Source organism: Burkholderia sp. Nafp2/4-1b, from assembly GCF_003635165.1.
In the GTDB taxonomy this organism is placed as follows: domain Bacteria; phylum Pseudomonadota; class Gammaproteobacteria; order Burkholderiales; family Burkholderiaceae; genus Burkholderia.
Window position 1 is genome coordinate 295,968 of sequence record NZ_ML058601.1, and the last position, 18,611, is coordinate 314,578.

The 18,611-nt window shown below is 65.5% G+C and carries 18 protein-coding genes; 6 read left to right on the forward strand and 12 right to left on the reverse strand.

What is annotated here, in order from left to right:
* Positions 1-50 precede the first annotated feature (50 nt).
* The 3 genes from C7H84_RS10825 to C7H84_RS10835 all read right to left on the reverse strand — a co-directional run bounded on the left by C7H84_RS10825 (position 51) and on the right by C7H84_RS10835 (position 2,738).
* Positions 51-485, reverse strand: coding sequence for a cupin domain-containing protein (locus tag C7H84_RS10825; protein ID WP_121858805.1), 435 nt, complete (start codon positions 483-485; stop codon positions 51-53).
* 184 nt (positions 486-669) lie between these two features.
* Positions 670-1,746, reverse strand: coding sequence for a glycine betaine ABC transporter substrate-binding protein (locus C7H84_RS10830; RefSeq protein ID WP_240462017.1), 1,077 nt, complete (start codon positions 1,744-1,746; stop codon positions 670-672).
* Positions 1,747-1,820: 74 nt separating this feature from the next.
* Positions 1,821-2,738: a LysR substrate-binding domain-containing protein gene (locus C7H84_RS10835; protein WP_121858806.1), complete on the reverse strand. Its 918-nt coding sequence runs from the start codon at positions 2,736-2,738 to the stop codon at positions 1,821-1,823.
* Positions 2,739-2,956: 218 nt separating this feature from the next.
* On the opposite strand from C7H84_RS10835, the gene C7H84_RS10840 reads away from it, so the two are divergent.
* Together C7H84_RS10840 and C7H84_RS10845 are read left to right on the forward strand one after the other, a co-directional pair.
* The gene (locus C7H84_RS10840; protein WP_205611416.1) at positions 2,957-3,745 is read left to right on the forward strand and encodes a hypothetical protein; all 789 of its coding nucleotides are present in this window, start codon (positions 2,957-2,959) and stop codon (positions 3,743-3,745) included.
* 81 nt (positions 3,746-3,826) lie between these two features.
* On the forward strand, positions 3,827-5,047 hold the full coding sequence (locus tag C7H84_RS10845) for a Xaa-Pro peptidase family protein (RefSeq protein WP_205611417.1): 1,221 nt from the start codon (positions 3,827-3,829) through the stop codon (positions 5,045-5,047).
* Positions 5,048-5,091: 44 nt separating this feature from the next.
* Here the strand turns inward: C7H84_RS10845 and C7H84_RS10850 are convergent, their stop codons facing one another.
* From C7H84_RS10850 to C7H84_RS10865, 4 genes are all read right to left on the reverse strand, one after another.
* Positions 5,092-5,859, reverse strand: coding sequence for an ATP-binding cassette domain-containing protein (locus C7H84_RS10850; RefSeq protein WP_121858809.1), 768 nt, complete (start codon positions 5,857-5,859; stop codon positions 5,092-5,094).
* Positions 5,860-5,892: 33 nt separating this feature from the next.
* Positions 5,893-6,606, reverse strand: coding sequence for an ABC transporter permease (locus C7H84_RS10855; RefSeq protein ID WP_121858810.1), 714 nt, complete (start codon positions 6,604-6,606; stop codon positions 5,893-5,895).
* Positions 6,603-7,292, reverse strand: a complete 690-nt coding sequence (locus C7H84_RS10860) for an ABC transporter permease (protein ID WP_121858811.1) — start codon at positions 7,290-7,292, stop codon at positions 6,603-6,605. Before C7H84_RS10860 ends, C7H84_RS10855 begins: the two co-directional genes overlap by 4 nt.
* A gap of 175 nt (positions 7,293-7,467) precedes the next feature.
* Positions 7,468-8,241, reverse strand: coding sequence for an ABC transporter substrate-binding protein (locus C7H84_RS10865; RefSeq protein WP_121858812.1), 774 nt, complete (start codon positions 8,239-8,241; stop codon positions 7,468-7,470).
* A 507-nt stretch (positions 8,242-8,748) separates the two neighbouring features.
* Here C7H84_RS10865 and hutC point away from each other — a divergent pair.
* Positions 8,749-9,444 (forward strand): histidine utilization repressor, encoded by a 696-nt coding sequence (hutC, locus tag C7H84_RS10870; protein WP_121858813.1) that lies wholly within the window; start codon positions 8,749-8,751, stop codon positions 9,442-9,444.
* A 16-nt stretch (positions 9,445-9,460) separates the two neighbouring features.
* On the opposite strand, the gene C7H84_RS10875 is transcribed toward hutC, so the two are convergent.
* Positions 9,461-10,702 (reverse strand): glycosyltransferase, encoded by a 1,242-nt coding sequence (locus tag C7H84_RS10875; protein ID WP_121858814.1) that lies wholly within the window; start codon positions 10,700-10,702, stop codon positions 9,461-9,463.
* A gap of 103 nt (positions 10,703-10,805) precedes the next feature.
* On the opposite strand from C7H84_RS10875, the gene C7H84_RS10880 reads away from it, so the two are divergent.
* Together C7H84_RS10880 and C7H84_RS10885 are read left to right on the forward strand one after the other, a co-directional pair.
* The gene (locus C7H84_RS10880; protein ID WP_121858815.1) at positions 10,806-11,426 is read left to right on the forward strand and encodes a TetR/AcrR family transcriptional regulator; all 621 of its coding nucleotides are present in this window, start codon (positions 10,806-10,808) and stop codon (positions 11,424-11,426) included.
* Positions 11,427-11,759: 333 nt separating this feature from the next.
* Positions 11,760-12,113 carry a hypothetical protein gene (locus tag C7H84_RS10885; protein ID WP_121858816.1) on the forward strand — a complete coding sequence of 118 codons (354 nt, stop codon included), beginning with the start codon at positions 11,760-11,762 and terminating at the stop codon, positions 12,111-12,113.
* Positions 12,114-12,164: 51 nt separating this feature from the next.
* Here the strand turns inward: C7H84_RS10885 and C7H84_RS10890 are convergent, their stop codons facing one another.
* The 4 genes from C7H84_RS10890 to C7H84_RS10905 all read right to left on the reverse strand — a co-directional run bounded on the left by C7H84_RS10890 (position 12,165) and on the right by C7H84_RS10905 (position 16,413).
* The gene (locus C7H84_RS10890; RefSeq protein ID WP_121858817.1) at positions 12,165-12,977 is read right to left on the reverse strand and encodes an alpha/beta hydrolase; all 813 of its coding nucleotides are present in this window, start codon (positions 12,975-12,977) and stop codon (positions 12,165-12,167) included.
* 113 nt (positions 12,978-13,090) lie between these two features.
* Entirely contained in the window at positions 13,091-14,008 is a 918-nt protein-coding gene (locus C7H84_RS10895) for a LysR family transcriptional regulator (RefSeq protein WP_121858818.1), read from the reverse strand.
* 248 nt (positions 14,009-14,256) lie between these two features.
* Positions 14,257-14,502 (reverse strand): DUF3717 domain-containing protein, encoded by a 246-nt coding sequence (locus C7H84_RS10900; protein ID WP_006761486.1) that lies wholly within the window; start codon positions 14,500-14,502, stop codon positions 14,257-14,259.
* Positions 14,503-14,877: 375 nt separating this feature from the next.
* On the reverse strand, positions 14,878-16,413 hold the full coding sequence (locus C7H84_RS10905; RefSeq protein WP_121858819.1) for an amino acid permease: 1,536 nt from the start codon (positions 16,411-16,413) through the stop codon (positions 14,878-14,880).
* 601 nt (positions 16,414-17,014) lie between these two features.
* On the opposite strand from C7H84_RS10905, the gene C7H84_RS10915 reads away from it, so the two are divergent.
* Positions 17,015-18,544 (forward strand): sensor domain-containing diguanylate cyclase, encoded by a 1,530-nt coding sequence (locus C7H84_RS10915; RefSeq protein WP_121858821.1) that lies wholly within the window; start codon positions 17,015-17,017, stop codon positions 18,542-18,544.
* Positions 18,545-18,611 lie beyond the last annotated feature (67 nt).

Below are 18,611 nucleotides of genomic sequence, written 5' to 3' on the forward strand. Positions count from 1 at the left end.
GGCTGCCTGCCGTGGCCATGCGGATGCCTACCGTCCGAAGCGACGGGGCTTCACGCGCCCGCGTCGCCCCACGGCGTCGGCGCAGGTACAGCGCACGGCCCTTCGACGTCGATTGACTTGAAATCGGCCGGCCCGACGATCTCCAGGTACTCCATGTCCGGCGAGTAATCGAACAGGTAATGGACGATCCCCGGCGCCTGGTGCACGCAGTCTCCGGCGTTCACCAGCGTCTCTTGCTCGCCGTACATGAAGCGGGCCCAGCCTTTCAACATGATCACGATATGGAACTCGGCCTCGTGACGGTGCCAGCCGGTGCCCGCCACCGGTGCATGATTCGCCCTGACGAGTTGCGCGACGACCTTGCCGTTCGTCGCGGCGGCGATGCCGAGGTCGCGGTACAGGAAAAAGTCGCGCAGGCCCTCGCCTTGATAGGCGGTGTCCTGCGGCTTCACGTGGGAGAAAGCGGTGGTGGTCGGTGTGCTCATCGCGGCGCTCCTTCATCGAAAGGATCACGCGAGACAAGCATTTAGCGTTCCAGTTTTGCGACGGCACGAAACCGTGCGCGTCACCGCTTGCGCCGACATTCATGGCGCGTTTCCCAAACTCGGTTGCGGTCTGATCGGATGGATTACCCTTCGGTATGCAGAGCAGTCTTTCCGAAACCGTCTCTTAGCGTAGCCATTCGCCCACCCGGCCGCGATTCGATGCAATCCATCGCGCGACACCCTTCTGCGGATCGGATTCACCGGCGGCACGGATATCGTTCATCAGCGAGCCGAGCGTCTGGTCGTCCATCTTCCATGCACCGAGCCAGCGCGCGACATCCGGATGCGTCTGACTGAATCCGGCCTTCGAGATCGCATAGATCGCATCGGGTTGACCGTACACCTGCTTCGGGTCTTTCAGGTAGTGCATCGGATACTTCGCCCACACCCAGTGCGGATTCCACAGCGTGACAACGATCGGCTGGCGACGCTTTGCCGCGCGATCCAGCGCGAGCAACATCGCAGCCTCCGACGACGGCAGCACGGTCGCGTCGAGCGCATACGCGGTGCGCGCCTCGCCCGTCAGTTTCATCAAGCCGCTGCCGGGTTCGATGCCGAAAATCGTCGACTTGCCGTCGTGGCTGAACTCTGCGGCATGTGCGTTCAACTGGTCGATGCTGTCGATCGCGACGTAATCGGGTACCGCGAGGCCCAGCTGTGCGCGGGGAAACCACGGGCCGATCTTCTCGACACGTGATTTGATCGCATCGTACGGCGGGCCGTCCGCGGATGGCAGCCAGACTTCGAACGTCAGATCGAGCTTGCCTTGTGCGACGCCGTTATAGACGATCGCCTTGTCGCCGGACTGCAGCGTGACGTCGTAGCCTTTTTCCGCAAGCAGCGCCTTCCACAGATTCGCGACCGCGATATTCTCGGCCCAGTTGTTCACTCCGATCACAACCGTTCCATTGCCGGCGGCGTGTGCCGACACCGAAACCGATAGCGCGAAGAGAAGCATGAGCCGGCCGAGTACCGGGCGGCGCATGGCGACAATAAACAGGCGGGCAAGCAACGACGGGATCATGGGAAGGGCTCCTATTGAATAGGGAAGGAACTTGGGCAGGTATAACGCGGCCGATGGAACCGGGCGGGAGCGAAACGCGCGGATACCGGCATCCGTGGCAGCGGTCATCCGTTCGCTCACCGATATATTTATTGCGCCAATTTCCTTTTGACAGCGAGGAATTCCGATCGCGACCATCGGAGAGGCCGAACGATCGCGTCGTTGCGTTTGGCCCCGATCGCCCGAGGCTACCGGATGTGATTCGCGATCATTCAGGCGGGCGACGGCGCACTCGCCGCGCGGCGGCGTTCCTCGACCATCGTCTCGATCAGCAGAGCCAGATCGTCGGCGGCAGGATTGCAATTGCCGGGTGAGCGGAGCAGCTCGAGATCCGCGGGCGGTAGCGCCGGCAAGCCGTCTTCCATGTTCAGCACGCGCCAGTTCGCGGGCAGCGTGCAGCGGTCGATGATCGTCACCGCCGCACCGTGATTGACGGCGACCTTGATGCCGGTCGGGCTCTGGCTCGTGTAGATCACGTGATACGGCCGCCCGAGTGCCGCAAGTGCCGCGAGTCCGCGCTGACGGTAGCAGCATGTTTCCGGAAACAGCGCGAGCGGCACGGAGGCGCCCTCCGGTAACACGAAATCGCGATGCGCGGCCCACACCACGTCCTCGCGGCCGAGATGACGACCGCCGCTTTGCGCGTTGTGCCTGACGACCAGTGCCAGGTCGAGTTCGCCCGCCTGCAGGCGCTCGATCAGCTCCAGCGACATCCTGCAATCGATATGCGGGCGCGCATCCGGCCGCAGGCGATAGAACTTTTCGAGCAGATCAGGCAACCAGAGCTCCGCGTAATCCTCAGGCAAGCCGAAGCGGATCACGCCATGACTGCTCGTGCGTTTGAGTGCGGCTATCGCTTCGTTCTGCACCTGGATGATGCGGCGCGCATGAATCAGGAAGTTTTCCCCGTCTCGTGACAATGCCAGACGGCGACTGTCGCGCAGAAACAGGTGCGTTTCCAGCCGCTCTTCGAGCGTACGGATGCGAAGGCTGATCGTCGATTGCGTCCGGTGCATCTGCCTGGCAGCGGCGGTCACGCCGCCGCTGTCGACCACCGTGATGAACGCGCGCACGAGTTCTCCGTCGAGCGAGCTAAGTTGAGACCAATCGGGTTCGCTGATGTGAGTCATCGAAATTACTCGCTTTGCAAGGGAATTTGTCGATCGAATCATGGGCGCATCGATAGGCCGATTGTTGTCGAAAACAATTCAGGCCACAAACCCCTCATCCCTCGAAACCGGAGCCAACCGTGCAAGCAAGCCTGCCTCTCGCCGATGCAGAATGTACCGATCTGAGCGATATCGTCGATACCGACCGCTATCCGTTGCATGAACCCGGACACGCCCGAATGCGCGACCTGCTCGCAACTTGCCGGGCCCAGCTGACCGGCAGCGGCAGCGCGGTCCTGCGCGGCTTCCTGCGCCCCGCCGCACTGGAACAGGCGCGCGTCGAAGGGCTCGGTTTCGCAAAGAAAACCTATTTCTCGAGCCGCAAGGTCAATGCGTATTTCACCGCCGACGATCCGTCGTTGCCCGCCACGGACCCGCGCCGGATCTTCATGGATCGCACGAGCGGCTTCGTCACGCGCGACGTGATCCCGGCCGATGCAATCGTTCACCGGATTTACGTCGCACGTGCGATGAAGCAATTCGTCGCCGCGTGTCTCGGCGAAACGCAGATCTGGGAATACGCGGATCCGTACGCCGGGCTGGTTCAGAACGTCATGCCGCCCGGCACCGAACAGCCGTGGCACTACGACACCAACGAATTCATCGTGTCGATGATGACGCAGCAGCCCACGGCAGGCGGCGATTTCGAGTACTGCCCGAACATCCGGTCGCCCGAGGGTGAAAACTACGATGCGGTCGGCGCCGTGGTGCGCGGGGAGACGCGCACGCCGATCAGCGTGATTACGCTGCAGCCGGGCGATCTGCAACTGTTCAAGGGCCGTTTCTCGCTGCACCGCGTGACCCGGGTGCGCGGCGACATTGATCGTCACACCACGATCTTCGCCTATTCGAAAAAGCCCGGCGTGGTCGGCCGACTCGAGCGAACGCGGCAGCTGTACGGCCGCGTATCCGAAATGCACCTCGAAGCCGAACGGGCACTGGTCCGTGCGGACAACCTGGTCGACTGACGATGTGAATTCGCGGTGGGCCGACCCATCACACTATTTCGTTGTACTTACGCCAACAACATTCACCCTACCATCATGACGATGCTTCGACCGACTCACCGCCCGGAAGATTGCGAGCCCACCGCCGACGAAATCGCCCACATCCGGCGCGACCGGCTTGCCGCGGTTCGCCGCGAACTGAAGAAGCGCGACCTGACCGCCGCGATCCTGTTCGACCCTACCCACATGCGATACGCAACCGGCTCGCGCAACATGCAGGTGTATTCGATGCGTAATCCCGCACGCTATCTATTCGTGCCGGCCGAGGGAAAGGTGGTGCTGTTCGAATACGCGGGATGCGAATTCCTCGCCGACGGACTCGATACGGTGGATGAAGTCCGGCCGGCCACTGCGATCTCGTACTACTTCTGTGACGACATGCTGCGCCAGGTCACCGAGCGCTGGGCGGACGAGATTGACGATCTGGTTCGTGCGTGCGGTGGCGGCAAGCGGATCGCGATCGAAAGTGCGACATCGGCCGCCGCATTTGCGTTGCAAGCGCGCGGCTACGAGATTTCGGACGCCCAGGAGCCGCTCGAACGCGCCCGTGCAATCAAGGTGAAGAACGAGATCAAGATGATCCGTGCGTCACTGCGCGCGGCGGAAGCGGGCGTGCACAAGCTCGAGGCCGCCCTCGTGCCCGGCATCAGCGAGAACGAGCTGTGGTCGTACCTGCATCAGCATGTGATCGAGACCGACGGCGACTACGTCGAGACCCGCCTGATAAGCTCGGGCCCGCGCACGAATCCATGGTTCCAGGAAAGCAGCCCGCGCAAGATCCAGGCGGGAGAACTGGTGGGGCTCGATACCGATGTGGTGGGCCGCTTCGGCTACTACGCGGATTTCTCGCGCACTTTTCTATGCGGCGACGGCCCCGCGTCCACCGCGCAAAAGACGCTGTACCGCCTTGCCTACGATCAGATCCACGCGAACATGGAGAACGTAAAGGCCGGCACCACGTTCCAGGAATTCATCGCGAAGGCGTGGCAGATTCCGCAGCCGTACCGCGCACGCCGCTATTTCGCGCTGGCCCACGGCGTCGGGATGACAGGCGAATACCCGTACATCTGCCATCGCGAGGACAACGATGCAAAGGGCTATGACGGCGTGATCGAACCCGGCATGACGCTGTGCATCGAGAGCTACATCGGCCACGAAGACGGCGGCGAGGGCGTGAAGCTCGAGGAACAGGTGTACGTTCGCGACGACGGCCAGCTCGAACTGCTGTCCGACTACCCGTTCGAGCCCCGTCTGCTCGCCTGAACGCGTCGCAACACCGATCCCACGGGGCTTTTTGAAACCGCGTCTTACTTCAACCGCCCCGACAGGAACTGTCCGAGCCGCTCGCTCTTCGGGTTGACGAGGATTTCCTGCGGATCGCCCTCTTCCTCGATCTTCCCCTGATGCAGGAAGATCACATGATTCGACACGTTGCGCGCGAAGCCCATCTCGTGCGTGACGACGACCATCGTGCGGCCTTCCTCGGCGAGCTTCTGCATCACCTTCAGCACTTCGCCGACGAGTTCCGGATCGAGCGCCGACGTCGGCTCGTCGAACAGCATCACCTCCGGCTCCATCGCCAGCGCACGCGCAATTGCGACACGCTGCTGCTGGCCGCCCGACAGATGCGACGGATACATCCCCTCGACGCGCGGCGCGAGCCCGACCTTCTCCAGGTACTTGCGTGCACGTGCAACGGCCTCGTCTTTCCCGATCCCGAGCACGGCCATCGGCGCCTCGATCACGTTCTCGAGCACCGTCATGTGCGACCACAGGTTGAAGTGCTGGAACACCATCGACAGCTTCGTGCGCATGCGCTGCAGCTGCTTCTGGTCGGCCACGCGCAGCGAGCCGTTGCGGTCGCGCGCCGTTTGAATCGGCTCGCTGCCGATCGTGATCTGCCCCGAGCACGGCTGCTCGAGGAAGTTGATGCAGCGCAGGAACGTGCTCTTGCCGGAGCCGCTCGAGCCGATGATGCTGATCACGTCGCCGGCCTTCGCCTTCATCGACACGCCCTTCAACACCTCGTTGTCGCCGAACTTCTTGTGCAGGTTGTCAACGGTGAGCTTGTACATGCTTGGTCCTTCCTTGCGAATCTTGCGAATGCGTTAATGGCTGCGCGGCGAGAGATACGCGAGCCAGCGCGTCTCGAGCTTGCGGAACGCCCAGATGAGCGTGAACACGACGACGGCATACAGCACGGCTGCGATGCCGTACGCCTGGAACGACATGTACGTCGCGGAATTGACGTCGCGCGTGACCTTCAGGATGTCGGGCACGGTCGCGGTGAACGCGAGCGTCGTCGCGTGCAGCATCAGGATCACTTCGTTGCTGTAGCTCGGCAGCGAGCGGCGCAGCGCGGACGGCAGGATGATGCGCGTATAGAGCTTGAAGCGCGACATCCCGTACGCCATCCCGGCCTCGATCTCGCCGGCCGACGTCGCCTTGATCGCGCCCGCGAAGATCTCGGTCGCATACGCACACTCGTTCAGCACGAACGCGAGCAGCGTGCAGTTCATCGCGTTGCGGAAGAACGTGTCGAGCAGCACGTGGTTGTGCACGACCTGCAGGCTGTAGATGCCGGTGTAGCACATCAGCAGTTGCACGTAGAGCGGCGTGCCGCGGAACACGTACGTATAGAGCCACACCGGGCCGGAGATCCAGCGGTTCGACGACGCGCGTGCGATTGCAAGCGGCACGGCCAGCGCGAACCCGAGCGCGATCGACACGACCAGCAGCCACAGCGTGATCGCGAGGCCGCTCAAGCGGTAGCCGTCGCTGTAGAGATAGCTTTGCCAGTACTGGCTGACGAGTTCGATCACAGTGCAAGCCTCCGGACGCCGACGGAATAACGCTTCTCGAGGTGGTGCAGCACGACGTTCGACACCGTCGTGATCGCGAGGTAGATCGCGCCTGCCGCAAGCGTGAAGAAGAAGAAATCGAGCGTGCTCTTGCCGGCGTCCTGCGATGCCTTCACGACATCGGCCAGGCCGATGATCGACACGAGCGCGGTGGCCTTCACGAGCACCTGCCAGTTGTTGCCGATGCCCGGCAGCGCGAAGCGCATCATCTGCGGAAACAGGATCCGGTGGAACACGCGCCAGCCGCTCATCCCGTATGCGAAGCCGGCTTCGAGCTGGCCGCGCGGCACCGCGAGGAATGCGCCGCGAAACGTCTCGGTGAAGTACGCGCCGTAGATGAAGCCGAGCGTCAAGACGCCGGCCACGAACGGGTCGATGTCGATCTGGTCCCAGCCGATCAGGTCGGTCACGTCGTTCAGCAGGATCTGGATCCCGTAGAACAGCAGCAGCATCAGCACGAGATCGGGCACCGCGCGGATCAGCGTCGTATAGAACGTGCCGACCGACTTCAGCACGCGATTGGTCGACAGTTTCGCGGCCGCGCCCGCGAGGCCCAGTATGAGCGACGCGGCAAGCGACAGCACCGCGAGCTTCACGGTCTCGACCGTGCCGGCCCACAGCAGCGGGCCAAATCCTTGGAAAATCATATGAGGGATCCAGAACGATGTGGCTGGATTGTCAATAGCCATTAACCGCGCATCAAACGAGTTCTGCGCACGACGTGATGCAGCCTGCTCATCAAGCCGCGCGCATCACGCGAAGCGATCGGCATCCGGCGACGAACGCGACGCGCACCGCAACCGGTGCGGGCCGCATGGGCGGTCAACTGCCGTAGACGTCGAACGCGAAGTACTTCTTCTCGAGCTTCTTGTACGTGCCGTCCTTGATGATGTCGGCGATCGCGTGGTCGATCTTCGTCTTCAGTTCGGCGTCGTCCTTGCGCAGCCCGATGCCGGCGCCGTTGCCGAGCGTCTTCGGATCGTCGATGTCCTTGCCGGCGAATTCGAAGCTGGCGCCGCGCGGCGTCTTCAGGAAGCCGAGCTCGGCCTGCACGGCGTCCTGCAGCGCGGCGTCGAGACGGCCGGACATCAGGTCCTGGTACACGCCGTCCTGGTTCTGGTAAGGCACGACCTGCACGCCCTTCGGCGCCCAGTAGGCCTTCGCGTAGGTTTCCTGGATCGTGCCCTGCTCGACGCCGACCGACTTGCCCTTCAGCGAGTCGGCCGTCGGCTGCAGATTCGAGCCCTTCTTCGCGACGAGGCGCGTCGGCGTGTTGAACAGCTTGTCGGAGAACGCGATCTGCTCGGCGCGCGCCGACGTCATCGACATCGACGACAGCACGCCGTCGAACTTCTTCGCCTTCAGCGCCGGGATCATCCCGTCGAAGTCGTTTTCGATCCACACGCATTTCGCCTTCAGGCGCGCGCAGATCTCGTTGCCGAGATCGACGTCGAAGCCGACGACCTTGCCGCTTGCGTCCTTCGATTCGAACGGCGGATAGCTGGCGTCGACGCCGAACCGGATCGTCGACCAATCCTTGGCGTGGGCACCGACCGCGAGGCAGGCAAGGGCAATACTGAGCGCGAGTTTCTTCATGGCGTTCCTGTCATAGGCGAACTGGGCACGGGTCCCGTCGGGCGTCGCCGCCGCGAACCCTTCCAACCCGGATGCCGCCCGTCTAGGCGACACTCCAAGTTGTACATACAACTTTGCCTTTTGCAGGTCACCGCCAGCAATCCGTGTTTATCTCTAATTGTCGGATGATTGTCTCCCTGAGCGAATTACCCTTATATTTCAATTCGATACTGATTACATTCAGCTGAAATCGAGCTTTCGCCCAAGGGTTCGGCGAGCCGTCGGGGCACACGCATTTGTCTATACTTCTGCGTTTGCCGCGTGCGCCGGCGCGGCGGCCGAGGTCCGTGCGCTGCTGCCGGCCCGCGCGCCGCACGCCGGAGTCAGGCCGGATGCAGGCGGGAATAACCCGAATCACCGGCCCCCGGGCGGGCCCGCTCGGCGTCGAACCCGGTACACTCCGCCCGGACACCGCACGATGGCAGGCCCGCGACGGCACGCGGCCGCCGTCTCTTGAACAGCAATGCAATGACCACACCGATCTATCAGGAAATCAAGGATTTCATCCTCGCGCGCATTCATGCGGGCGAGTGGGCGGAAGGCGACCAGGTGCCGTCGGAGAACGAGCTCGCACGCGAATTCAACGTCGCCCGGATGACGGTCAACCGTGCGCTGCGCGAGCTGACGGCCGAGCAGGTGCTCACGCGCACGCGCGGCTCCGGCACGTACGTCGCATCGCCGAAATACGAATCGACGCTGGTCGCGATTCGCAGCATCTCGGATGAAGTCGCCGCGCGCGGCCATGGGTATCGCGCGCAGGTGCTGGAGGTGGGCGCGGCCGTCGCCGATGCGAAGCTCGCCGACGAGCTGCAGCTCGACACCGGCAGCCCGATCTTCCATTCGCGCGTGCTGCACTTCGAGAACGACACGCCCGTGCAGCTCGAGGAGCGCTGGGTCAATCCGGCCTGCGCGCCCGAATATGCATTGCAGGACTTCACGACGACGACGCCGAACCAGTACCTGACGCGTGTCGCGCCGCTACAGCGGGTCGAGTACCGGATCGAGGCAGCGATGCCCGATGCGCAAACGCGCCGCCACCTGACGATGGACGAACGCGAGCCGTGCCTGCTGCTGCATCGGCGCACGTGGTCGCAGGGAATGGTCGCGTCGGTCGCGAACCTGTGGCATCCGGGAAGCCGCTACCGGTTCACCGGGCATTTCTGACGCACGGGCCGCGCGTTCAGCGCGTGCTGCGGCGCGCCCAGCGCTCGATCGCGTCGACCGCCTGCCGCACGCCATCCTCGCGCGCGATGCGCGACCCGAGTTCGACGGCACGCGCTTGCGTATCGACACGCGATGCGAACGTAATCGCGCGGGCGAGCGCGGCGCCATCCACGCGACGCCCGGCCACCGGCGTGTCCGCAACCCCGAGCCGCCGCAGCCGGTCGGCCCAGAAAAACTGATCGCCCACGAACGGCACGACGACCGACGGGATCCCCGCCCGCGCGGCCGAATGCGTGGTGCCCGAGCCACCGTGATGGATCGCCATTGCGACATGCGGAAACAACCGGTCGTGCGGCGTGTCGCCGATCACGTGCACGTGCGCCGGCAGCATCGATGCATCGATGCCGCTCCAGCCCGGATAGAACAGTGCGCGCCGGCCGTCGAGCGCCTGCACCAGCGCGTCGGCCATCGCGGCCCGATCGAAGCCGGCCATGCTGCCGAAACCGATGTACACGGGCGGCTCGCCGGCTTCGAGAAAGGCCGACAGCGCGGGCGGCGGCGTCCATGCCGGCGCGTCGATGCGCCACTGTCCGCATGCCAGCGCGTTCGACGGCCAGTCGGCCGGATCGGACAGCAACGCGGGCGACACGCCGTACAACATCGGATGACCGGTCCACACGCGCCCGCGCGGCGGCAGTCCGCACACGCTTGCGCGCGCCGCGTTGGTCGCGTTGCGGAACGCCTGCCACAGCAGCGCATTCACGAACCGGTGGCTCGCACGACGCAGCCAGCGCGGCACCTTGCCGGGCGGCAGGAACGGCGACGCGAATGCCGCGGTGGGTGTGATCGGAATCATGCCCGTGCCGATCGCCGGCACGCCGCGATACTCGGCAACCGACAGCCCGGCGAACGACGCGAGCCCCGACACGAGGATCGCATCGCAACCGGCCGAAGCCTCCACGATCTCGCGCGTCCATGCTGCCGTATTCCCATTCGCGATCGCCACGAGCGCCTTCGACGTGTCGTTGAAGCCGCCGCGCCCGCGCACCGCACCGGACAACGCACCGTTCGGCGCGATCACCGCGCGGATATCGCCGGACAGCGGTGCGCACGGCACGCCGAGCGCGGCGGGGGAGCCGAGCGTCGCCGCGTCGGCCAGCAACCGGACTTCATGGCCCGCATTCAGCAGCGCGCGGCCGAGCGCCGCGAGCGGGCGCGTGTCACCTTCGGTGCCGTAGGTGGCGATGACGAACTTCATGCAGGACTCCTCTTGCCCGACGCAAACGGGTGGATTCATAAAAGTGCACGTCGTATACTAATGCAATTCGTACACCTTTCGTAAGCCCCCGCGCCATGGAGCCATGCCGATGACGCCCGACGATCCGGGCCGCCGCGCGCGCAAGCGCATCCAGATGCTCGCGCATCTCGCCGATACCGGCGCACGCCTGTTCGACGCATACGGTTACGACGCCGTCACGATGGAGCAGATCGCCGCGCAGGCAGACGTCGCGAAGCGGACGCTGTACAACCACTTCGCGACGAAGGAAGCCGTGCTCGCGCACTGGCTGGAAGGCGAACTCGCGCGCGATCTCGCGCATCTGCAGCGCGACGTCGCGCGACGCAAGACGTTCGCATCGCGGCTCGCGTGCGTGCTCGATGCGTCGGCCGCGTGGTGCGAACAGCATCCGGTGTACTTGCTCGCATACCTGCGGCATCGGTTCCTGAGCATCGGCGTGGCGCAGGCCGAAGGCGTAAACGAGAACGGCAGCGACATCGCGCTCGTGTGGCAGCGACTGATCGCGGCCGGCCAGCAGTCGGGCGAACTGAATCCGGCGCTGGCGGCCGACCAGCTCGCCACGTGGTTCCACCACCTGTATCTCGCGGCGATGCTGCGCTGGCTGACGGTGCCGCGGTTGTCGCTGAAGCGGGAATTCCAGGCGGTGGCGAAGCTGTTCGTGGAAGGCGCTCAGGCGAAGCCGTAAGCGGCGCCCGCGTGTGGCGGCAGGCGGGCGGCATCGGCCTGCGGCTCGATGCGGCAGGCACGCTGCTCGGCACGCCGTCGCTCGCCGCGATGCTCGCCGGCGGACGCGCGTTCGCGGCACCGGCCGGCCGCGTGCCGCGAGAGAGAACCGCTGATTTCGTCGCGCGCCGTGAGGGGATTTTTACAACGCACGCGCGCACGGGATGCCAAATTTCGCGAGCAGCAGTATGCTGGTGTCGTACGGCAGCGCACGAGGTATCGGGCAATCCCTTAGTCCGCACGTCGCCGCGCCGCCGTCGCGACCGCAATCATGCGTTGCAAGGAGGGCTTCGTGATGGCTACCACGCATCAGCACTTCCACCTCGAACTACGGCACGCCACCGCGCCGACGTATTTCATCAGCTACCTGTTTCCCGCCCTGTTGTTCGTCTACGAACTGCTGCGCGTCGGTCAATGGATCCGCGATCACGGGATGCAATTCGCCGCGTTCAAGCAGATGGGTTACGAGTATCTGCTGATGCTGCTGTTCGTCGGGCTGCAGATCGTCGTCGAGGCGATCTTCCTGCTCGGCGCCGCGATGCGCCGCGATAATCGCGATTTCGAGCACCGCCTGCCGAACGTGATTCTCGGCATTGGCTGCTCGATCGTGCTGCTCGCCGTCGATCTCGCGATCCAGCTGTCGTTCTGAGCGCCGGCGGGTTCGGCCCGCCGGTCGCCTCGCGCTCAAGCGCTGGTTCGCTCAGGCGAGCGCGTCGCGCACGAACGTCGCGACGGCTGCCAGCACGTCGTCGGTCCGCTCGCGATGCGGCATGTGCCCGCATCCGGCGAGCAGCAGGAACGACGACGGCCCCGCGACGCGCGCGGCGATCCGCTTCGCATGCACGTCCGATCCGTATTCGTCCTGCTCGCCGTGAATCGCGAGCGTCGCGCAGCGCACGCGCGGCAGCGCGTCGTCGAGATTCCAGTCGCGAAACGCCGGCGACAGCCACGTGTCGACCCACGCACGCAGCACCCACTTAGCCTTGTCGCCGTGATAGCGTGCGAGCCGGTCGAGCTGGCCGGGCGCGTCGAATTGCTGCCCCGCGTCGCGAATGCCTTCGCGCGTACGATCCTCGACGAACGCCTGTGCAGCAACCGTCACCAGTGCGCGGCACCGTTCGGGATACACGGCCGCGCATCCGACCGCCATGCCGCCGCCGACGCTGTGTCCGAACGCGACGAACGCATCGATGCCGAACCGTTCGAGCAGCGCGCGGAAGCCATGCTCGGCTTCGTCGTGCACGAACGTCGTGGCGAGTTGCCCCGGATGGCGATCGGAGCGGCCGAAACCGAGCCGGTCGTACGCGATCACGTCGCGGCGGGTGGCGCGTGCGAGTTTCTCGGGGAAGTCGCGCCATAGTTCGACGCAGCCGAGCGAATCGTGCAGCAGTATGATCGGCGCGGCCTGCATAGGCGCGGCCGGCTCGGATGCCCGCGCACCGCGCCAGCGCTTCGCGAAGAGACGCCCTTGCGGCGTCTCGACCCAGGTCTCCTCGGTCTCGATGTCGATCATGTGTGTGTGTGTCGTCCGTATGAACGCGGCCGCACGCGGGCGGACCGCAGAATGCCGACGATGGTGGCCCGGCGACACGCGCAGCGTCAAGCAAGCCCCCACCGCCCGCACGCTCATTCGGGCTGCGGCGGCAGATAGTCCATCTGCGCTTCGTCGTACAGCCGGTAGATCAGCGCCTGCATCGCGCGGATGTCCTCCGATTCGTCGAGCATCCGCATGCTCATGATGATCGGCGACACGAGGTTCGGATCGTCGAGCGGCTTGTAGCTGATATCGTCGCGCTTCAGGCCGTACACGCTTTGCGGCACGACCGACACGCCCTCGCCCATCGCGACGAGCCCGAGCGCGATCTGCAGTTCGCGCGTCTCGTAGATGCGCCGCGGCTGCAGCGCGCGATCGTGGAACGCAGCCAGCACCTGATCCGCATAGCTTGGCCGCGGCGCCTTCGGGAAGATGATCAGCGTGTCGTTCACGAGATCGTGCAGCGACAGCACCGGCTTCGCGCCGTCTAGCACGTGGCCGACCGGCAGTGCGACGATCATCCGCTCCTCGCGCAGCACGACGCGCCGCACGCTCGGATCCTCGTGACGGATGCGGCCGAACCCGACGTCGATGCGCCCTTCCTTCAGCGCCTTGATCTGGTCCATCGTCGACATCTCGTGCAGGCTCAGCTCGACGGCAGGAAACTCGCTGCGAAAGCGCCGGATGATCTTCGGCAGCATCCCGTACAGCGTCGAGCCGACGAAACCGACCGACATGCTGCGCTCGATCTTGCCGACCCGCTTCGTCATCGATTCGAGCTCGGTCGTCTGCGCGAGCAGTTGCACCGCGTGCGAATAGAAGAAGCGCCCCGCGTCGGTCAGTTTCAGCGGCCGCGCGTTGCGCTCGAACAGCGGCACGCCGAGCGCTTCCTCGAGCTGCTGGATCTGCCGGCTGAGCGGCGGCTGCGCGATGTGCAGGCGCTCGGCCGCGCGTGTGAAATTCCGCTCCTCGGCAACCGCGACGAAGTAGCGGAGGTGTCTCAACTCCATGTTCGAATCCTCCCGGCAGGCAACGGACGTTCATTCGGCCCGGTGTGGACGGGCCAGCGCCGGTCACCCGCGCCGGTCGCCCCGATCGCCTGCTCCTGTCCCATCACGATACCTCAGCGCGTACCAATCCCGGCGTGAGCCGCATCGCGCGCGCGGCCGCGCACGGCGCCGCGCAAAGCAAAACGGGAAGCCGCGAGGCCTCCCGTTCGTTCATCGGCGCCGCGTCGCGGCACCGTTTCGGCCGCGCGTCACGCCTCGGTAGCGTACAGCGCATCGCGCTGCGCGTCGCTCAGCGAATCGAGCGGCACGTCCGGCAGCCGATAGCAGATCATCGCGCCGTACAGCTCGGCGAGGCAGTTGCTGCCCGCGTCGAGCGCATAGCCGTCCTCGCCGTCCGGTGCCGGCGGATACACTTCGCGCCACGCGTTGATCGCGGCTTCGATTCGCACGATGGAAACGGGTCCGGCCTTCCGCTCGGCGGGTGATGCGCTCATGGATTCCTCTGGATTGCGCGCTCCGCGGGCCGTGCCGGCCGCGGCGGAACGATGAAAACGCCGGGCGCCGGCGGCCGCCGCAACAGGCGCGCGCCGGATGCCCGATCCGCGCCGCGCTCGTCGCGCCGGCCGGGCCGTGGCCCGGTAGGGTCGGGAAATATAACCGGCTTTGACCCCGTGCAGGGGAAAGCCGACAAAAAAAGCGGATTCGGCGGCAATTGGAACGGTATGTTCCGATGCGCCGCGTCGCCGTGCTGGCGGTCACGGCCGGAATGCCGCGTCGCTGTCGACACCCCCAGCGCTCCAACGAAAATCGGGAAGCCCGCAAGCTTCCCGTTTTCGTTGCACGTCACGCGGCGGCTGGCCGCCTCGGCATCAACCCGCGGTTTCGCGGTTCGTCACGCGCTGCTCCTGCGCGCTGCGGCTCGCGGCGACCCACGGCGCGATCTCCATGTCCTCGTAGCGCACGAAGCGGCTCTTGTTCAGGAACCGGTAGCCGAGCCACACGACGAGGAACAGCGGAATGCCGACATAGGTCGCGGCCACGCCTGCCCAGTCGATCCGGTTCGCGAGGAACGCCTGATAGTCCTGCCCGAGCGCGATCACGAGACACAGCACGAACGCGAACAGCGGGCCGAACGGGAACCACTTCGACTGGTACGGCAGTTGGTCAAGCCGGTAACCCTGCGTCACGTAACCCTTGCGGAACCGGTAGTGGCTGATCGCGATGCCGAGCCAGGCGATGAAGCCGGTCATGCCGGACGTGTTCAGCAGCCACAGGTACACCGTCTTGTCGCCGTACAGCGACGTGAAGAAACACAGCGCGCCCACGGCGGTCGTCGCATACAGCGCATTGCGCGGCACGCCGCCCGGTGACAGCTTCGCGAACAGCTTCGGCGCGCGGCCTTCGGTTGCGAGGTTGTAGAGCATCCGCGTCGACGCGTACATGCCCGAGTTGCCGGCCGACAGCACGGCGGTCAGGATCACCGCGTTCATCACACCGGCCGCGAACGCAAGGCCCGCGTGGCGGAACACGAGCGTGAACGGGCTCACGCCGATGTCGGTCACGTCGCTCTTCAGCAGGTTGGGGTCGGTATACGGAATCAGCACGCCGATCACGAAGATCGCCAGCACGTAGAACAGCAGGATCCGCCAGAACACCTGACGCACCGCGCGCGGGATCGTCGTGCGCGGGTTCTCCGATTCGCCGGCCGCGACGCCGATCAGCTCGGTGCCCTGGAACGAGAAGCCGGCGATCATCGCGACGCCCATCAGCGCCGGCAGGCCGCCCGCGAACGGCGCGTCGCCGATCGTCAGGTTGCCCCAGCCGTTGCCCGGCGCACCCTTCAGAATGCCGAAGATCATCAGCAGGCCGACGCCGATGAACGCGACCACGGTCACGACCTTGATCAGCGCGAACCAGTATTCGGCTTCGCCAAAGCCGCGCACGGTCAGCGCATTCAGCAGGAACATCACGGCGAGGAACGCGGCGCTCCACCAGACGCCCGGCACGTCCGGGAACCAGTAGTGCATCACGAGCTGCGCGGCGACGAGTTCGACCGCGATCGTCACGGCCCAGTTGTACCAGTAGTTCCAGCCGAGCGCGAAGCCGAAGCCTTCGTCGACGTATTTCGCGCCGTAGGTCGCGAACGAACCGGAGACCGGCATGAACGCGGCCATTTCGCCGAGGCTCGTCATCAGGAAGTAGACCATCAGGCCGATGAGCATGTACGCGACCATCGCGCCGCCGGGGCCGGCTTGCGAGATCGACGCGCCGGACGCGACGAACAGGCCCGTGCCGATCGAGCCGCCGATGGCGATCATCGTCAGGTGGCGCGCCTTCAGCGCGCGATGAAGCTTGGGTGGGTTCGCGGACGAACCGGATTGGTCGGAATTCGGAATTGCGGACATAAACGAGACGAACGTTGAGCGGGCCGGCATCCGGAGCCGGCGCATGCGGGATGGGGCGCGGTGCGCCGCCTGCAGCGATGCATTCGATGCGGTCCCGATACGCGTTGCGCGCCGGGCGCCTGCGGCGAAGCGCGGATTCTACCTGATTCGTCATGGGGTCAGCTCAGGCCGAACGCGTGGTCGGTCCGCGCAGATGCCGCAGAATCAACGAGTTGCACGCAGCGCGCGCGGCGACACGTCGGTCGCGGCGGCGTGCGTGCGGAAAGCGGTTTATGACGACGGCTCATTCGCGATGCCGATTCACACGATACGCAACGCATTTTCGGCACCGGGCGCGATTCCCGCATTAAACCGACAAATCGGCCGACACGCGCGCCAATAATCAGACAAAAATCATCGAGCACTGGCAATTGATTTGAATCAAATCGGCCACGCGGAACGCAGTAATGATGTGTAGCGGTTCCGGATCGCCACTCGGGCATGCATGTTTTGCATCGCGCGGCCAAATTCGGGAATTCGCGAGATAATGCGGATTCATTCGAAAATATCAGCGCGCGAGATCGTCCACGACGCCAATCGCCGCCGCCCCCGCCCCCCGAGGATGAAGTCACACCCGCTGCCCGCTGGATTGCGCCGTCATACCGCGGCGGCCGTCGCACGCATTCTGTCGCCCCGCGGCGTACTGGTCGCGGGCATCGTGCTGCTGCTGTTCAGCTGGGGACTCTCCACGGCGCTTCTGATCGAGGCACGCCACGACGCGTATGACCACGCGGTCGAAAATGCACGCAACCTGATGCTGCTGATCGAGCGCGATATTTCCCGCAATATCGAACTGTACGATCTGTCGCTGCAAAACGTCGTCGACGGTCTCGCCGATCCTGAACTGATGACATTGCCGCCGCGCCAGCGTCACCGGCTGCTGTTCGACCGCGCGGCAACCGGCGCGTATCTCGGTTCCATTTTCGTGATGGATCCGCACGGCAATATCGTGATCGATTCGTCCGAGGCGTCGCGTGGAGGCAATTTCGCCGATCGCGACTATTTCGCCGCGCATCGCGACCGGCTCGTGCAGGGCCTCTACATCAGCCGGCCCTATGCGTCGCGGCTGCGCGGCGGCGCATTGACGATCGCGCTCAGCCGGCGCATCACGCTCGCCGACGGCACGTTCGGCGGGATCGTCGTCGGCACGCTCAGCATCGACTACTTCCGCGCACTGCTCGACGGGCTCGCGGTCGGCCGGCATGGCAGCGCGGCGATCGTCGAAGACAACGGTGCGCTCGTGTCGCGGCTGCCGTACGATGCGCGCACGGTCGGCCTCGACCTGCACGACTCGCCGCTGTTCATCGACGCGCAGCGCAGCAGGGAAGGCGCGCTGGCCGGCGTCGGCGCGATCGACGGCGTGCGCCGCATCTATGTTTACAAGCATCTCGCCCACCTGCCGCTGATCGTCGACGTCGCGCCCGCCGAGATCGACATCTATGCATCGTGGCGCCACCGGGCAATCTGGACCGCCGTGCTGATGGGCCTGTTTACCGCGTTCATCGCGTGGGGCTCGCTCGCGCTGTCGCGCGAACTCAAGCGCCGGCAGATCGCCGAGTCCAGGCTGTACCGGCTCGCGTACACCGATTCGCTGACCGGCCTCGACAACCGCGGCACGTTCGACGCGGTGCTCGCGAAGGAAGCGCAGCGCGCGTCGCGCAGCGGCCGCCCGCTGTCGGTGCTGTTCGTCGACGTCGATCACTTCAAGGCGTTCAACGACTACTACGGCCACCTCGCCGGCGACGACGTGCTGCGCCGCGTCGCGCAATCCGCGTCGCGCTGCCTGCGCCGCGACAGCGACCACGTCGCGCGCTACGGCGGCGAGGAATTCGTCGTCACGCTGCCCGACACCGATGCGCACGGCGCGGCGACCGTCGCCGAAGGCATCCGCCGCGCGATCGCCGGGCTCGACATCGCGCATGACCGCAGCCCGTACGGACACGTGACGGCAAGCATCGGCGCCGCCACCGCCGCCGGCGGGCGCGTGAATGCCGCGACGTTGCTGCGGCGGGCCGACGAGGCGCTGTACCGCGCGAAGTCCGGCGGCCGCAATCGCGTGGCGCACGCCGAGACGCACACGGCCGACGTGTGACGCGGCGGCTGGGCGGGCCTCTGCCTCCGCCCGGCGGCTGGGCCGGGCCTCTGCCTCTGCCTCTGCC

Bases quoted from the DNA above. Each gene is read 5' to 3' on its own strand.
- C7H84_RS10825 (WP_121858805.1), bottom strand. From the start codon at position 485: ATGAGCACACCGACCACCACCGCTTTCTCCCACGTGAAGCCGCAGGAC.
- C7H84_RS10830 (WP_240462017.1), bottom strand. From the start codon at position 1,746: ATGGTCGCGATCGGAATTCCTCGCTGTCAAAAGGAAATTGGCGCAATA.
- C7H84_RS10835 (WP_121858806.1), bottom strand. From the start codon at position 2,738: ATGACTCACATCAGCGAACCCGATTGGTCTCAACTTAGCTCGCTCGAC.
- C7H84_RS10840 (WP_205611416.1), top strand. From the start codon at position 2,957: ATGCGCGACCTGCTCGCAACTTGCCGGGCCCAGCTGACCGGCAGCGGC.
- C7H84_RS10845 (WP_205611417.1), top strand. From the start codon at position 3,827: ATGCTTCGACCGACTCACCGCCCGGAAGATTGCGAGCCCACCGCCGAC.
- C7H84_RS10850 (WP_121858809.1), bottom strand. From the start codon at position 5,859: ATGTACAAGCTCACCGTTGACAACCTGCACAAGAAGTTCGGCGACAAC.
- C7H84_RS10860 (WP_121858811.1), bottom strand. From the start codon at position 7,292: ATGATTTTCCAAGGATTTGGCCCGCTGCTGTGGGCCGGCACGGTCGAG.
- C7H84_RS10865 (WP_121858812.1), bottom strand. From the start codon at position 8,241: ATGAAGAAACTCGCGCTCAGTATTGCCCTTGCCTGCCTCGCGGTCGGT.
- hutC (WP_121858813.1), top strand. From the start codon at position 8,749: ATGACCACACCGATCTATCAGGAAATCAAGGATTTCATCCTCGCGCGC.
- C7H84_RS10875 (WP_121858814.1), bottom strand. From the start codon at position 10,702: ATGAAGTTCGTCATCGCCACCTACGGCACCGAAGGTGACACGCGCCCG.
- C7H84_RS10880 (WP_121858815.1), top strand. From the start codon at position 10,806: ATGCCGATGACGCCCGACGATCCGGGCCGCCGCGCGCGCAAGCGCATC.
- C7H84_RS10885 (WP_121858816.1), top strand. From the start codon at position 11,760: ATGGCTACCACGCATCAGCACTTCCACCTCGAACTACGGCACGCCACC.
- C7H84_RS10890 (WP_121858817.1), bottom strand. From the start codon at position 12,977: ATGATCGACATCGAGACCGAGGAGACCTGGGTCGAGACGCCGCAAGGG.
- C7H84_RS10895 (WP_121858818.1), bottom strand. From the start codon at position 14,008: ATGGAGTTGAGACACCTCCGCTACTTCGTCGCGGTTGCCGAGGAGCGG.
- C7H84_RS10900 (WP_006761486.1), bottom strand. From the start codon at position 14,502: ATGAGCGCATCACCCGCCGAGCGGAAGGCCGGACCCGTTTCCATCGTG.
- C7H84_RS10905 (WP_121858819.1), bottom strand. From the start codon at position 16,413: ATGTCCGCAATTCCGAATTCCGACCAATCCGGTTCGTCCGCGAACCCA.
- C7H84_RS10915 (WP_121858821.1), top strand. From the start codon at position 17,015: ATGAAGTCACACCCGCTGCCCGCTGGATTGCGCCGTCATACCGCGGCG.